The sequence below is a fragment of the uncultured Microbacterium sp. genome (assembly GCF_937927635.1).
GTDB lineage: Bacteria > Actinomycetota > Actinomycetes > Actinomycetales > Microbacteriaceae > Microbacterium.
On sequence record NZ_CALBRW010000016.1, the window covers coordinates 20875 to 35643 of the forward strand.

10 protein-coding genes are annotated in these 14769 nt (G+C 67.5%); 3 read left to right on the forward strand and 7 right to left on the reverse strand.

Annotation, left to right across the window (positions count from 1 at the left end; translation table 11 throughout):
• Positions 1-194: 194 nt before the first annotated feature.
• Positions 195-1358: an acyl-CoA dehydrogenase family protein gene (locus tag Q0568_RS04790; RefSeq protein ID WP_298863088.1), complete on the reverse strand. Its 1164-nt coding sequence runs from the start codon at positions 1356-1358 to the stop codon at positions 195-197.
• Between the two features lie 141 nt (positions 1359-1499).
• Complete coding sequence (locus Q0568_RS04795; RefSeq protein WP_298863091.1) at positions 1500-2429, reverse strand: M15 family metallopeptidase; 930 nt, start codon at positions 2427-2429, stop codon at positions 1500-1502.
• Positions 2430-2549: 120 nt separating this feature from the next.
• Here Q0568_RS04795 and Q0568_RS04800 point away from each other — a divergent pair, with 120 nt between their 5' ends.
• A complete protein-coding gene (locus Q0568_RS04800) occupies positions 2550-3602 on the forward strand; it encodes an Rv2578c family radical SAM protein (RefSeq protein ID WP_298863094.1) in 1053 nt (350 codons plus the stop codon).
• Between the two features lie 56 nt (positions 3603-3658).
• Here Q0568_RS04800 and Q0568_RS04805 read toward each other — a convergent pair whose 3' ends face one another.
• Both Q0568_RS04805 and Q0568_RS04810 read right to left on the reverse strand, forming a co-directional pair.
• The gene (locus Q0568_RS04805) at positions 3659-3844 is read right to left on the reverse strand and encodes a hypothetical protein (RefSeq protein WP_298863096.1); all 186 of its coding nucleotides are present in this window, start codon (positions 3842-3844) and stop codon (positions 3659-3661) included.
• Positions 3845-3955: 111 nt separating this feature from the next.
• On the reverse strand, positions 3956-6211 hold the full coding sequence (locus Q0568_RS04810; RefSeq protein WP_298863099.1) for a DEAD/DEAH box helicase: 2256 nt from the start codon (positions 6209-6211) through the stop codon (positions 3956-3958).
• 249 nt (positions 6212-6460) lie between these two features.
• Between Q0568_RS04810 and Q0568_RS04815 the strand changes: the two genes are divergently transcribed.
• Positions 6461-7363, forward strand: a complete 903-nt coding sequence (locus Q0568_RS04815) for an aldose 1-epimerase family protein (RefSeq protein WP_298863102.1) — start codon at positions 6461-6463, stop codon at positions 7361-7363.
• Positions 7364-7429: 66 nt separating this feature from the next.
• On the opposite strand, the gene Q0568_RS04820 is transcribed toward Q0568_RS04815, so the two are convergent.
• Both Q0568_RS04820 and Q0568_RS04825 read right to left on the reverse strand, forming a co-directional pair.
• Entirely contained in the window at positions 7430-8698 is a 1269-nt protein-coding gene (locus Q0568_RS04820) for an alpha-hydroxy acid oxidase (RefSeq protein ID WP_298863105.1), read from the reverse strand.
• A 133-nt stretch (positions 8699-8831) separates the two neighbouring features.
• Positions 8832-10517: an L-lactate permease gene (locus Q0568_RS04825; protein WP_298863107.1), complete on the reverse strand. Its 1686-nt coding sequence runs from the start codon at positions 10515-10517 to the stop codon at positions 8832-8834.
• A gap of 189 nt (positions 10518-10706) precedes the next feature.
• On the opposite strand from Q0568_RS04825, the gene Q0568_RS04830 reads away from it, so the two are divergent.
• A complete protein-coding gene (locus Q0568_RS04830; protein ID WP_298864117.1) occupies positions 10707-11453 on the forward strand; it encodes a FadR/GntR family transcriptional regulator in 747 nt (248 codons plus the stop codon).
• A gap of 22 nt (positions 11454-11475) precedes the next feature.
• On the opposite strand, the gene Q0568_RS04835 is transcribed toward Q0568_RS04830, so the two are convergent.
• Positions 11476-14754 carry an efflux RND transporter permease subunit gene (locus tag Q0568_RS04835; protein ID WP_298863109.1) on the reverse strand — a complete coding sequence of 1093 codons (3279 nt, stop codon included), beginning with the start codon at positions 14752-14754 and terminating at the stop codon, positions 11476-11478.
• Between the last annotated feature and the right edge of the window lie 15 nt (positions 14755-14769).

Consider the following 14769-nt stretch of genomic DNA (forward strand, 5'->3'; position numbering starts at 1 on the left):
GTGATTGCGGGGGGAGCGCGCGGGACGTTTTCCTTCTCTCCAGTAAGCGCACCGGAATGAATGAACGGGCTGGGACTCGCCTGGCGGTTTCCGGGGTACTCCTACCCAGGGAGCGCACAGAGAAGGAGAACGCCGACAGGCTCAGGATCCCTATGAATGGGTCCCTGAGCCTGTCGAAGGGTCGTGTCGAAAGGTCAGCGCTTGCCTGCGAGCTTGCGTCCGACGATGTCGCGCATGATCTCGTTGGTGCCGCCGTAGATGCGGTGCACGCGGGCGTCCGTGAACGCCTTCGCGATCGGGTACTCCATGATGTAGCCGTACCCGCCATGCAGCTGCACGCCGGTGTCGAGCACCTCCCACTCGCGCTCGGTGGCCCAGAACTTGACCATCGCGGCGTCCTCGGCGGTGAGCTTGCCGTCCTTGTACGCCAGCAGGGCGCGATCGATGTACGCCCACATGACATCCGTCGTGGTCGCCATGTCAGCCAGACGGAAGCGGGTGTTCTGGAAGTCGGCGATGCGCTCGCCGAACGCCTCGCGGTCCTTGGTGTAGGCCAGCGTCCAGTCCAGCGCGGCCTGTGCGGCAGCGGCAGCGGCGACGCCGATGGAGAGGCGCTCGAGCGGCAGGTTCATCATCAGCTGGATGAAGCCCTGACCCTCCTTGCCGCTGATGAGGTTCTCGTCGGGGATGAACACGTCGGTGAAGCTCAGCTCGGCGGTGTCCCAGCCGTGGAAGCCCATCTTGCTGAGCTTCTTGCCCTGGTCGAAGCCCTCCATGCCCTTCTCGACGATCAGCAGGCTGAACGCATCGGGGCGGTTGCCCTCGCCGGTCTTGACGAAGGTGACCACGATGTCGGCGGTCGTGCCGGAGGAGATGAACGTCTTGGCGCCGTTGAGGATGTAGCCGCCGTCCACCTTCTTCGCGTTGGTCTTGATGCCGCGCAGGTCGGAGCCCGCGCCCGGGTCGGTCATGGCGAGCGCCCCGAGGATCTCGCCGGTGGCCATGCGCGGCAGCCACTTCTCCTTCTGCTCCTGCGTGCCCATGTGCACGAGGTAGGGGACGGCCAGGTCGTCCTGGATGCCGAAGGCGCCGGCCAGCGAACCCGCACCGGCGGCGATGACCTCCTCCATCACGATGGTGCGGAAGCGGTAGTCCTGCAGCATGCCCGCGCCGCCGAACTCCTCGGGCACCGACAGGCCGATCAGGCCCGCCTCGCCGGCTGCGCGCATGGTGTCGCGGTCGATCTCGCCCGCGGCCTCCCACTTCTCGATGTTCTCGTTCGTGGCGTACCGCTTGACGAAGTCCTTGACCAGGTCGCGGAAGGCCTCGTGATCCTCTTCGTAGATGTCGCGTTCCATGACGTCCTCCTGAAAATACTGTGCGTCGTCGCTGCCGCGAGTCTACGGCTCGGATGCCGTTCCGAACAGTGGATTGTGGGAATGCGTCCCACGAATCATGACACTGCGTCCCGCATTTGTGGAATGCGTCAGAAGGCCCGCTCAGGGGGCGTAGTCGGGAGCCGCGGGGAGGTTGAAGAACGCCTCCAGCGTATGGAATCCGCCGTCGTGATACGCCTTGGCGAGCTCCGGGCCGATGTAGCGCAGATGCCACGGCTCGGGCATGTATCCGGTGGTCGAGGTGGCGCCGTTCTCGTAGCGGACGATGAATCCGTACTCCCAGGCGTGCGCCGCGACCCAGGCGCTCTGCATCGTGCCTGCGAACTGCCCCATCTCGCCGCATCCGGGAGAGCAGGCGACGACGTCGACGGCCAGCCCGGTCTGATGCTCGCTGTGCCCCGGACGCGCGGATCCGGCATCCGCTCCTGCCCGACCCTCCGAGCGGACGAAGCGCGAGTACGTGGTCTGCTGCAGCGAGTAGGAGCGGTAGCCGTTGTTCAGGTCGAGCCTGCCGGCGCCGACGGCCTGCGACTGCGCGGCCAGGCGTCCGAGCGCGTCAGCGACTGCAGGACGCATTCGGGTGGATCCGGTGGTGGCCTGCAGACCGGTGGAGACCAGGGATGCCGGGGCGAAGTCCACCGGGCCCAACGGCCGCAGCTTGTTGACGACCACCCACTCGCGCGCCGGATCAGACAGCGAGATGCAGGGCGCATTGCCGGCGATGACGGCCTCAAGGAAGGCCTCTCCCCCTCCGAACGCGGCGATCGTGGCACTGTCGTCGCCCGCCGCGATCGCTGTCTGCACTCCGGCATCCGAGCACGGATCGGCAGCCGGTGCGCCCGCGAGCTTCACGTCGGGAAGCGCCATCGCCGCCGCGGGAGCAGGGAGGACCAGCGCAGGCAACGGCTCCTCCGCGAGCGCTCCCCCGAGAGTCGCCAGCGACGCGATCGCGGTGAACAGCACGCCGATGGGCAGGGCGACCTTCACTGCAAGCGGTGCACGCGACGCATGGCGGGAGTGCGTGGCGCTCATCAGTCCATTGTGACCCATGGGCGGCGGGAGTTTCAGGATGGCTTCATCGAAGCGATCGCATGGGATGATCCGTTCGAATGTCTCTTGCATCTTTTTCGTCGTTTTGTTCTAATTGATCTCATGCGGTGGCAGGGACAGACGATCGACGGAGCGGATGCCGACGCGCTCCCGGGTCTGGAGGATCGCAGCGGCATGGTGCAGTCGGCGACCACGCCGGAGTTCGCCGGGATGACGTTCCACGAGGTGCTGGCGAAGTCCGTGCTCAACGCCGTGCCCGCCGCATCCCGGATGCCTTTCCGCTGGACGATCAACCCGTACCGTGGATGCAGCCATGCATGCAGATACTGCTTCGCTCGCGGAACGCACCAGTACCTCGACCTCGACGCCGGGCACGACTTCGACTCGCAGATCGTGGTGAAGACCAATCTGGTGGAGGTGCTGCAGCGCGAGCTGCAGCGCGAGTCCTGGCAGCACGAGACCGTGGCGCTGGGCACCAACACCGATCCGTACCAGCGCGCCGAGGGCCGCTACCGGCTGATGCCGGGCACCATCCGGGCGCTGGCGGAGTCGGGCACGCCCATGTCGATCCTCACCAAGGGCACGCTGATCCGCCGCGACATCCCCCTGCTGGTCGAAGCGGCGAAGCGGGTGCCGGTCGACATCCAGATGTCGATCGCCATGTACGACGACGCCCTGCAGCACTCCATCGAGCCCGGCACCCCGACCACGCAGGCGCGGCTGGACACGGTGCGCGCACTGACGGATGCCGGCTTCAGAGTCGGCGTGTTCCTCATGCCGATCCTGCCGCACATGACCGACTCCGTCGCCGCCATCGATGAGGCACTCACCCGCATCGCGGAGGCTGGAGCCGACCACGCGGTGTACGGCGCCCTGCACCTTCGTCCGGGTGTGAAGCCCTGGTTCTTCGAGTGGCTGCAGCGCGAGCGCCCCGACCTGGTCTCCTCGTACCGCGGGCTGTACCCGGGCTCGGCATCCGAGGCGCCGAAGGGGTATCGGCAGTGGCTGTCGAAGCGGATGCGGCCGCTGATCCGCGCGCACGGACTGCACACGCAGACCGAGGAGGAGCACGACCGCATGCGCGGCATCCTGCGCGAGCGCATGCGGCCCACCCCGGCATCCGCTCCCCCGGCCGCGCCGGCGATGCTGTTCTGACGCGACCTCGCGATCGGCGGGGGCCGGTGCGGTTCAGCCGTCAGAAGGGCTGAGCTTCAGCCGCGCTTCGTGAGCGGCTCGGTCCAGATCGCCAGGAAGAACAGCGCCAGCGGACCGAAGATCATCGTGATGAAGAACCACCACAGCTTGCCGCGCCCCTGCATGCCTGCGGCGATCGCCGCCAGGAACGCGATCGAGAACCACGCCGCGCTGCCGATCGACGCCGCCTGCTGCCAATCCATGCGGCCAGCCTACGAGAGTCGTTCACAACTCCGGAGATCCGACGCGGAAACGCCTCCGCGGAGCCCGAATGAGGCTTCGCGGAGGCGTTTCTCCGGAGTTGTGGACGCGCGTCAGGCGGTGAGCTCGGCGTCGGTCGGCATCCGGCCGGCGATCTCCTCGATCACGTCGTCGCCGGGAGCGGCCTGCTCGAACGGTGCGTGGATCTCGGCGCGCGACAGCAGCTCCTCCATGCGGCGACGGCGCTGGCGTGTGATCAGCGTCACGACACGACCCGAGTGCCCCGCGCGGCCGGTGCGGCCGGAGCGGTGCAGGTAGGTCTTGTACTCGTCGGGTGCGTCGGCCTGCACGACCAGTCCGACGTCGTCCACGTGGATGCCGCGGGCGGCGACATCCGTCGCCACCAGCACCTGCACCTTGCCCGAGGTGAGCTTCTGCAGGTTGCGCGTGCGCTTGGCCTGGTTCAGGTCGCCGTGCAGCGAGACGGCGGGGATGCCGGCATCCTCGAACTGCTCGGCCAGCATCTCCGCATAGGCGCGGGTGCGGGCGAACACCAGCGTCTGGCCCTCGCGGTCGACCAGCAGGTTCAGCACCTCGGCCTTGTCGCGGTGCTCGATCACCAGCACGCGGTGCTCGATGCTGCTGTGGTCCTGGTCCTCGCCGGCCACCTCGTAGACGGCGGGGTCCACCAGGAACTCGTCGACGATCGCGGCGACCTCGCGGTCGAGCGTTGCCGAGAACAGCAGCTTCTGACTGGTCTCGCCGTCGTGAAGGTCTGTGCCGGTCTTGCGCAGGATGCGCTGCACGGGCTCCGCGAAGCCGAGCTCTGCCATGTGGTCGGCTTCGTCGAGCACAGCGATGCGCACCTCGGACAGGTCGAGCTTGTGCTGCTCGATGAGGTCCTCGATGCGGCCGGGCGTGCCGATGACGATGTCGACGCCCTTCTTCAGCGCGCCCACCTGCCGGGCCTGCGGCACGCCGCCGTAGATCTGCGTGGTGAACAGGCCCACGCTGCGTGCGATCGGCTGCACGGTGCGGTCGATCTGCAGCGCCAGCTCGCGGGTCGGCGCGAGGATGAGCGCACGCGGCTTGCGGCCGATCTCGCGGCGCTTGCCCTTCTGCGACAGCAGGATGCTCTCGACCAGCGGTGCGCCGAAGGCGATGGTCTTGCCGGAGCCGGTGCGACCACGGCCCAGCACGTCGCGCCCCTCGAGGATCGAGGGGATCGTGGCGGCCTGGATCGGGAACGGCGTCTCGGCGCCCATGTTGCGCAGCACTTCGACGATGTTGGAGCCCAGCCCCAGATCGGAGAAGGTCACATCGGCGACCTCGGTGGCCTGCACGGCCTGCGCCTCGAGGCGCTCGTGAACGACATCGACGTGCTCCTCGTGGGCCTTGACGGTGGCCGTGCGGTTCCAGTCGCTGCGGCTGGGGCGGTCCTCGCGACGCGGACGGTCGCGACGGTCATCTCGAGACTCGAAGCCCGGACGGTCCTCGCGCGAGAAGCGGTTCTGCGAACGGTCGTCGCGATGCCCGTGCGAACGGTCGAACGCCGGACGATCGCTGCGCGCGAAGCGGTCGCGAGAGCCGTCGACCCCGCCGCGGCGGTCGTCCCGACGCTCGAAGTGCGGGCGGTCACCCCGCGAGAAGCGATCATCGCGACGCTCGTAGCCGCGGGATCCGCGGTCGCTCCTGTCGACGCCGCCCCGGGCGCCCCGGTCGTCACGGTCGAAACGCGGGCGGTCATCACGGCGCTCGTGGCTCCGTCCGCTGCGGTCATCGCGACGCTCGAACCCCCGGGCGCCCCGGTCGTCACGGTCGAAACGCGGGCGCTCGTCACGGCGCTCGAATCCGCGCCCGCCGCGCTCGTCGCGCCCGAAGCGCTCACCGCGCTGACGATCCTCACGACCGAAGCGGCTGTCGCGCGGGCCGTTGCCGGCGCGGTCGAAGCCGCGGCCACCACGGTGATCGTCGCCGAAGCGGCGCTCACCGCGCTCCTCGAACCGACGACGGCCATCGAAGCCGTGATCGTCGGAGCGGTGCGGAGCCTCGCGGCGACCCGACTCCGCGCGGCCCCGGATGGACCGCGCCTCGTCGCGACCGGCGCGCTCGGACTCTGTCCAGCGGCGCTTGGGCGCGGAGCCCGCCTCGGCGGGGCGGTACCCGCGGTGCTTGGGGCTGATGCTCCCGGGGCGACGATCGCTGCTGCGAGCGTCCGACGAGTAGGAGCGGCGCTCACCGGCATCCGCCCTCTCGTCGCGACCAGGACGACCGCCTGCGTGACGGTCGTGGAACGCCGTCTTCTTCGCGTAGCGCGGCTCGAAGTTGCGGGACGGACGACCGCCCTTGGGCTTGCCGTTCTTCGGCATGGGTGCTTCCTCACTGTCTCTGACACGAGAACAGCGTCCGCTTCCGTGCGCACAGAGATCAGCGCACGGCGGACATACCCGGGCATTCGTCGGCCGGAGCCATTCATGTGATGGTTGATGAACCATCGGCCCCTGGGCTCACAAAGAGGTGCCCCTCGAAAAACTCCGCCGCAAAGCGGATGCCCGAAGCCGACCGCACGAGTCTACCGGAGCCTCCTGGGAAACCGCCCGCCGTCATACGATGGCGAGATGACCTCCCCCACCGGCATCCAGATCCACCTGCGACGCGGCGAGGTGACCGCGCAGATCGCGCAGGTCGGCGCCTCGCTGCGGCACCTGACCGTCGGTGGCGTGGATGTCGTGCCGCCGTACCCCGCCGACGTCCCCACTCCGGGTGCCTCGGGCGTGGTCCTCGCGCCGTGGCCGAACCGAATTCGCGACGGCGTCTGGCACGACGGCGACCAGACCAGGCAGCTGGCCATCACCGAGCCGAAGTTCCACAACGCCAGCCACGGACTGCTGCGATTCACGACGTACGAGATCGCCTCCCAGGTCGAGGATGCCGTGACCCTCGCCGCCACGATCGTGCCGCAGACCGGGTACCCGTACCTGGTCGAGACCACCGTGCGCTACGCGCTGACGGATGCCGGCATCGACGTCACGCACATCCTCACCAATCGCTCAACCGCCTCCGCGCCGGTGGCCCTCGGCATCCACCCGTACCTGACCATCGGCGACGCCGACCCGCGGATGCTGGTGCTGCGGCTGCCGGCGGAGACGTACTTCGAGACCGACGAGCGGATGCTGCCCATCGGCGAGTCCCCGGTCTCGGCCGGCACCGATCTGCGCGAGGGCCGGCGGCTGGGCGAGGTGCAGCTGGACACCGGGTACGCCAACCTGCACCGCGATGCCGACGGCTTCGTGCGCACCACGCTCACTGCGCCGGACGGTCGCAGGGTGACGCTGCAGCAGGGCGCGGGCTTCAACTACGTGCAGGCGTACACGTCGACGTCCTACCCCGGACACGAGCTGGTCGTGGCCGTCGAACCCATGACCGCCCCCGCCGATGCGTTCAACTCCGGACGGGGCCTTCGGCACCTGGGCCGGGACGAGTCGTGGTCGCTGGAGTGGGGCATCCGCTACACCCGCTGACCCGCGCACGATGCCCGGTGGGCCGCGGACGGGTCCCGCGACAACCGCTGCTCTGTGCCCTCGGGCTCAGGGCTGGTCGCGGCCCGCCTGCGCGATCTGACCCCTCTCGGCGCGAGTGAAGCGGCGCAGCTGAGTGACGTGGCTGGGGTTGAGCTCGGCCACGGTGCCCACCTGAAGCAGCTTCATCGTCCGCTCGACCTGGTCCTTGAGGATCGCGATCGTGCGGTCCACGCCTTGCCGTCCACCGGCCATGAGACCGTAGAGGTAGGCGCGGCCGATGAGCGTGAAGTCCGCACCGAGAGCCATCGAGGCGACGATATCTGCACCATTGCGGATGCCGGTGTCGACGATGATCTCCATGTCCTTGCCGACCTCGCGAGCCACGTCCGGGAGGAGTTCGAATGGCACCGGAGCGCGGTCGAGCTGACGGCCGCCGTGGTTCGAGAGCACGATCGAATCGACGCCGAGGTCCGCGAGCCTCTTCGCGTCCTCGACAGTCTGCACTCCCTTGACCGAGAACTTCCCCTTCCACATGCTGCGGATCGTGGCAAGGTCGTCGAAGTCGATCGAAGGATCCATCGCGTTGTTGAGCAGCTCCCCGACCGTGCCACCGGTCTCGGTGAGCGAGCCGAACTCGAGCTTGGGAGTGGTGAGGAAGTCCCACCACCACCAGGGGCGGGGGATCGCGTTGAGGACGACCTTCGGGCTCAGCTGCGGCGGAATCGAGAATCCGTTGCGGCTGTCACGCAGGCGCGCTCCGGCAACCGGAGTGTCGACGGTGAAGAAGAGCGAATCGAAGCCGGCGGCCTGAGCGCGCTCGACGAGTCCGTACGAGATCTCGCGCTTGCGCATCACGTACAGCTGGAACCAATTGCGTCCGTGGGGGTTGGCGGCCTTGACGTCCTCGATCGACGTCGTGCCGAGCGTCGAGAGCGTGAAGGGGATGCCGGCGGCACCCGCAGCCGACGAACCGGCGATCTCACCCTCGGTCTGCATGAGTCGGGTGAACCCGGTGGGTGCGATGCCGAAGGGCAGTGCGGAGGAGCCGCCATGGATCTGCACCGTCGTATCGACGGTGGAGACATCGTTGAGGATCGACGGGTGGAACTCGATGTCCTGGAACACTTGGACCGAGCGGTTCATCGAGATCTCACCCTCGGCAGCGCCGTCGGTGTAGTCGAAGGCAGCGGCAGGGGTGCGGCGTTTGGCGATATGGCGCAGATCCTCGATCGTCAGTGCGGAGTCGAGACGGCGCTTGCGGCCGTTGAACTCGAATTTCTTGAACTTCATCAGTTCGAAGATCTCAGCGGGCTTGGGTACCTGTCTCTTGACCATGAGACTGTTCTCCTTCATTCGGGCGTCGTGCGAGAGGTCCGCACGGAGCTGGGAGTAGCGGTGGGAGTGCGGGGAGACGGCGGCGGCCGCCCGCCTCCCCGCACCAGGACTCTGCTGTGGTGCCGAGTCGAGCTCAGCTGCCCCCGGGGACCAGGAACGAGAGCACGGTCGACTCGAGGCCGACGATCAGACACATGACCACGAGCATGGCGACCGACCAGCCGATGACCTTGCGGAAGATCGCGGACTCCTGACCGAGCATACCGACGGCAGTTGCGGCGATCGTGAGGTTCTGCGGGCTGATCATCTTGCCGACGACACCGCCGGAGCTGTTGCCTGCGACGAGTAGGACGGGATCGATTCCCGCGTTCGTCGCAGCTGTCTGCTGCAGTGTGGCGAAGAGCGCGTTGGCACTCGTGTCCGAACCGGTGACCGCGGTGCCCAACCAGCCGAGAATCGGCGAGAGGAATGCGAAGGCCGCACCGGCCCCGGCGATCCACGTGCCGATCGTGATCGTCTGACCGGCCTGGTTCATCACGTAGGCCAGCGCGAGCACGAGGCCGACGGTGAGGATCGAGAATCGCATCTTCACGACATTGTCGGTGAAGACTTTGACCGAATCGGCGAACGAGATCCTGTACACGATGGCGACGATGATGCCCGAGATGAGCAGCAGGGTGCCGGGCGACGACAGCCATTGGAAGTTGTAGATCGTCGAACCGGAGGGCTCTCCGGCGGCCGTGAGGATATTGCCGTCGAGTCCCGGCCAGGGGATCTTCACATCGGTGCCGGCAAGGAACGAATTCAGCGCCGGGATGAGCTTCGCACTGGAGAAGATGACGATGACGAGCAGGTAGGGGAACAGTGCGAGGAACACACGCGAACCGGTGAGCGTCGGAGCGGTCTCCTTGACACGGGTGGTGGTGACCGCACCTCCGGCGCTGGGAGCCGAAGCGCGCTCCTCCTGCTTCGCGATCCGCATCTTCGCTAGCGCGTCAGCGCCGCCCTTGGGCGTCCAGAAGCGGAGGATGATGACCGCGGCGGCGAGCCCGGCGAGGGAGGAGACGATATCGGTCAGCTCGACCGAGAGGAAGTTCGCGGAGATGAACTGTGCGATTCCGAAGACGACGCCGACGGCCAGGGCGAGCGGCCACAGCTGCTTGAGCCCACGCTTGCCATCGACGATGAAGACGAGCAGGAGCGGGACGATCGCGGCGAGGACCGGCGTCTGGTGACCGACCATGGCACCGATGTCCTGGTAATCGATCCCGGTCAGAGTGCCGGCGGTGATGATCGGGATGCCGATGGCACCGAAGGCGACCGGTGCGGTGTTGGCGATGAGCACGACGACGGCGGCGCGCATAGCGGTGAAGCCGACCGCGATGAGCATGACACCGGTGATGGCCACGGGGGCTCCGAATCCGGCGAGCGCCTCGAGCAGACCACCGAAGCAGAAGGCGACGATGATGGCCTGAACGCGTGGATCATCGGAGATCACGTCGATGACCAGACGCAGATCCTCGAAGCGGCCCGACTTCACGGTCAGTTCGTAGAGCCAGATCGCGCAGACGACGATCCACATGATCGGGAACAGCCCGAAGGCGAAGCCCTGGGTGGCCGAGAGCGTTGCGAGTCCGATCGGCATCGCGTAGACGAAGACGGCGACGAGCAATGCGACGACGAGCGCGGCGAGACCGGCCCAATGGGCCTTCCACCGCAGCCAGCCCAGCGTCACGAAGATCGTCACCAATGGCAGCAGTGCCAGCAACGACGACCACAGCAGACTGCCGGCCATCGGGGCGAGTTCAGGTGTATACATTATCTTCCCCACGACACCCGGTCCGTGGAGTCTTGAGGCGGCTATGCCTCAGGGCTGCATCTGCCGGATGCACAATTTGACGGTAATTAGTATGGCCTTTAAGAGGTCAGACCATTTAATGGATCATAGAATTGTGTGTGACGCACGTCAAGTGTTCGCTGAGAGATTTCTGAAACACGGGTGAAGAAGATGGCCGATCAGGCGGTACCCGGGCAGAGCACATGGAAGCCCGTGACCAAGTCGAGCACTTATGAGCTCGTCATCGACGCGATCGAGGAGCGGATCATGAACGGCTCGCTCACTGTCGGCGATCCGCTGCCTCCCGAGCGGGAGCTCGCGGGCAGGTTGGAGGTCAGCCGTGCGAGTGTGCGCGAGGCCCTCCGCGTCCTCGAGAGTCTCGGAGTGATCAGGTCGAACGGTGGATCAGGCCGGGCCGCGGGCACCTTCGTCGCCGCTATGCCGAGTGCCGCCCTCAGCCGCTTCCTCCGGCTCCATGTGGCACTCGCGAACTTCAGCATCGAGGAGGTGATCGAGACTCGCATCCAGCTCGAGACCTCGAGCGCGACGCTCGCCTCCTCGCGAATCCGCAAGGACGATATCGCTCATCTCAACGCCCACCTGGCGATCATGGACACGCCGGGGGTCAGTCTCGAGGCGTTCAATGACGCAGACGCCGCGTTCCACGTGGCGATCGCCGAGGCTACGGGCAATCAGCTCTTCTCCGACCTCACCGAGGCGATCCGCAACAGTCTGCGGCTTCCCATCCTGCGCGCCTTCGGCACGGTTCCCGATCAGGAGGCACTCATGGTGCAACTCCAATCACAGCATCACGGGATCCTCGACGCCATCGTCGCCCATGAGGCCCAGACCGCTGCGCGTCTGACCGAGGATCACATCACCACCGCGGTGACGGCGCTGCAACTCACCCTCCGCTGAGGGTTCGGTCAGCGGGGCCGGATCAGTCACCCGGGTGCGCGGATGGCAGGCCCTGGGAGCGCAGCTCGCGACGGGTCGGCTGGTGCAGGGCATCGCTCACGAGTCCCGACGACGCGCCGGCCGCCTCGCCCGCGAGGTGCGCCTCGACATCGCTGCGCAGCATGATCTCGGGGGCGATAGGCGTGCGCGGACGGACGGGTCCGTCGCCGCCATCGGGGCCGGAGTCCTCCGGCCCCGAACCGCCTCGCGCAGCGCGCTTGGCGGCACGCCGTTCCTTCGCACCCTCGACGAGGTTGTACAGCGTCGGCAGCACGATCAGCGTCAGCACGGTCGACGACACCAGGCCGCCGATCACGACGATCGCCAGCGGCTGCGAGATGAACCCGCCGTGCCCGGTGATGCCCAGCGCCATCGGCGTGAGTGCGAAGATCGTCGCGAGCGCCGTCATCAGGATCGGGCGCAGACGCTTCTCGCCGCCCGCCATCACGGCATCCGCTGTGCTGAGTCCCTTCTCCCGGTACTGGTTGACCAGGTCGACCAGCACGATGGCGTTGGTGACGACGATGCCGATCAGCATCAGCACGCCGATCAGCGAGGCGACGCCCAGCGGAACCCCGGTGGCGATCTGCAGCAGGATGGCGCCGGTGGCCGCGAACGGCACCGACACCAGCAGCAGCAGCGGCTGGCGCAGCGACTTGAACGTCGCGACCATCACCACGTAGACGATCAGGATGGCGGCCAGCATGGCCAGCCCCAGCTGCGAGAACGAGTCGGCCTGCTGCTGGGCCACGCCGCCGATCTCGGCGCGCGCGCCCTCCGGCAGCTTCACGTGATCCATGGCCGCGTTCACCGAGGCGGTCGCCACCGCCAGGTTGTCCGAGGACGGCGGCACGGTGATGGTCGCCGTGCGGCGGCCCTTCTCGGTGGTGATCGCGGTGGGTCCGTTCTGCTCCTCGACGCTCGCGATGTCGGAGAGCTTCACCGGGCCGGTGGGCGTCAGGATCTCCAGCGACCGAAGTGCGTCAAGGGATGCCGGCGGCTCGGGGTTCACGATGTACACGTTCATGCCCGTGCCGTCGACCTCGATGGAGCCGATCTGGTCGGGGCGCATGGTGTTGGAGACCATCGACCCGACGGCCACCTCGCTGAGCCCGCGCTCGGCGGCCTTGGCGCGGTCGACGTTCACGGCGATGTACGGCAGCGAGGCCGACAGGTTGGTGGTGACCTGGCCGACGCCGTCACGGCCCTTCAGATCCTTCACCAGCGCGTCGGTGCCTTTCTGCAGCGCGCTCGCGTCGGGTGCGGTGACGGTGATCGTGATGTCGCTGGAGCCGAAGCCGCCGCTCGACGCGGCGACGCTCACGTCGCCGGCATCCTTCAGCTCGTCGATCCTCTTCTGCACGGTGGCGCGCAGCTTCTCCTGATCAGCCGAATCGGAGGTCTGAATCGAGTAGGTGATGCCCGCACCGCCCGAGAAGGCGTCACGCAGCGCCGAGCCGCTGGAGCCGATCGAGGCCTGCACGTGCGTGATGCCGTCGATGCCGTTCAGCGCCTTCTCGACCTGCTTGGCCGCATCCGACTTGGCCTGCAGGCTGGCGGTGCCGCCGATGTCCTGCGTGACGGTCATGGTGTTCTGGCCGGAGTCGCTGAGGAAGTTGATCTTCATCAGCGGGGCCGCGGCCAACGTGCCGCCCAGCACCAGCAGCGCGATCACGACGGTGGTCGCGGAGTGCTTCAGCGTCCAGCCGAGGATCGGGCGGTACGCCTTCTGCAGGCGGGTGGGCGGGGCATCCGGATGCTCGGGGTCGATGCGCGTGCCGTCGGCCGCCACCAGCGGCTTGCCGGGCTTCAGGAACCAGTGCGCCAGCACCGGCACGATGGTCAGCGCGACGAACAGCGACGCGGCCATGGCGATGGTGACGGTCATGGCGAACGGCCGGAACAGCTCGCCGACCATGTCGCCGACGAACACGATCGGCAGGAACACCGCGACCGTGGTGATGGTGGATGCCGTGACCGCTGCCGCCACCTCGCGCACGGCCAGTTTGATGGCCGTGACCTTGTCGGAGCCCTGCACGTAGTGCCGTTTGATGTTCTCGATCACGACGATGGAGTCGTCGACCACGCGCCCGATGGCGATGGTGAGCGCGCCGAGGGTGAGCAGGTTCAGGGAATAGCCGAACGCCTGCAGGCCGATGAACGTGATCAGCACAGAGGTCGGGATCGAGATGGCGGTGACCAGCGTGGAGCGGATCGAGAGCAGGAAGATCAGGATGACGACCACGGCGAACGCCAGGCCCAGCAGGCCCTCGGTGGCGAGCGTCTCGATGGACTGCTCGATGAACGGCGCCTGATCGAACACCACGGTGAACGTGGTGTCGGGGAACGTCTTCTGCAGGTCGTCGAGCTTGCTCAGCACGCCCTTGGACACGTCGACGGTGTTGGCCGAGGGCAGCTTGGTGACGGCGATCGACAGGGCGTCCTTGCCGTCCACGCGCGAGATCGAGGTGACCGGGTCGGTGGTCTGCTCCACGGTCGCGACGTCGCCGATCGTGAGCGTCGTGCCCACCAGCGGCAGGTCGGCCAACTGCTGCGCCGAGGTGATCTTCGAGCCGGTCTGCACGGTGAGCGTCTGGTCACCCTCGGTGATGTCGCCGCCCGGCAGCAGGATGCCGTTCTGCGCCAGCGCCTGGCTCAGGGACTGCATGGTCTGGTGCGCGGCGGCCAGCTTGGCGGCATCCGGAGTGATGGTGATGCGCTGCCCGACGCCGCCGACGATGGTCGCGGCGTTGACGCCCTTCACATCCTCCAGATCCGGGATGACGGTGGTCTCCAGGTCGTTCTGCGCGGCCTGGGCATCGCTGAAGCCGGTGACGGCGACCTGGATGACGGGGAAGTCGTCGATGGAGACGCTCAGCACCTGCGGCGTGACGTCCTTCGGCAGCTGCTGGGAGATGCGGTTGATGGCCTGCTGCATCTTCTGCTCGGCGGTGGCGAGGTCGGTGCCGTAGGTGAACGTCGCCTGCACCATGGAGGCGTTGGTGGTGCTGGTGGCCGTCGTCGACTCCAGCCCCGGCACGCCCTGGATGGCGGTCTCGACGGGCGTGGACACATCGTGCTCGACCACCTCCGGCGAGGCGCCCGGGTACTGCGTCATGACGATCAGCGCCGGCAGCTCGAGCGAGGGGATGAGCTCCTGCTTGAGGTTGGTCAGCGCGAGCCCGCCGAACACGGCGGCCACGATCGTGATGAGGGCGATCAGTGCGCGGTTGCGCAGGCTGAAGACGGAGAGATTCGACACGGTGCTCGATTCAGT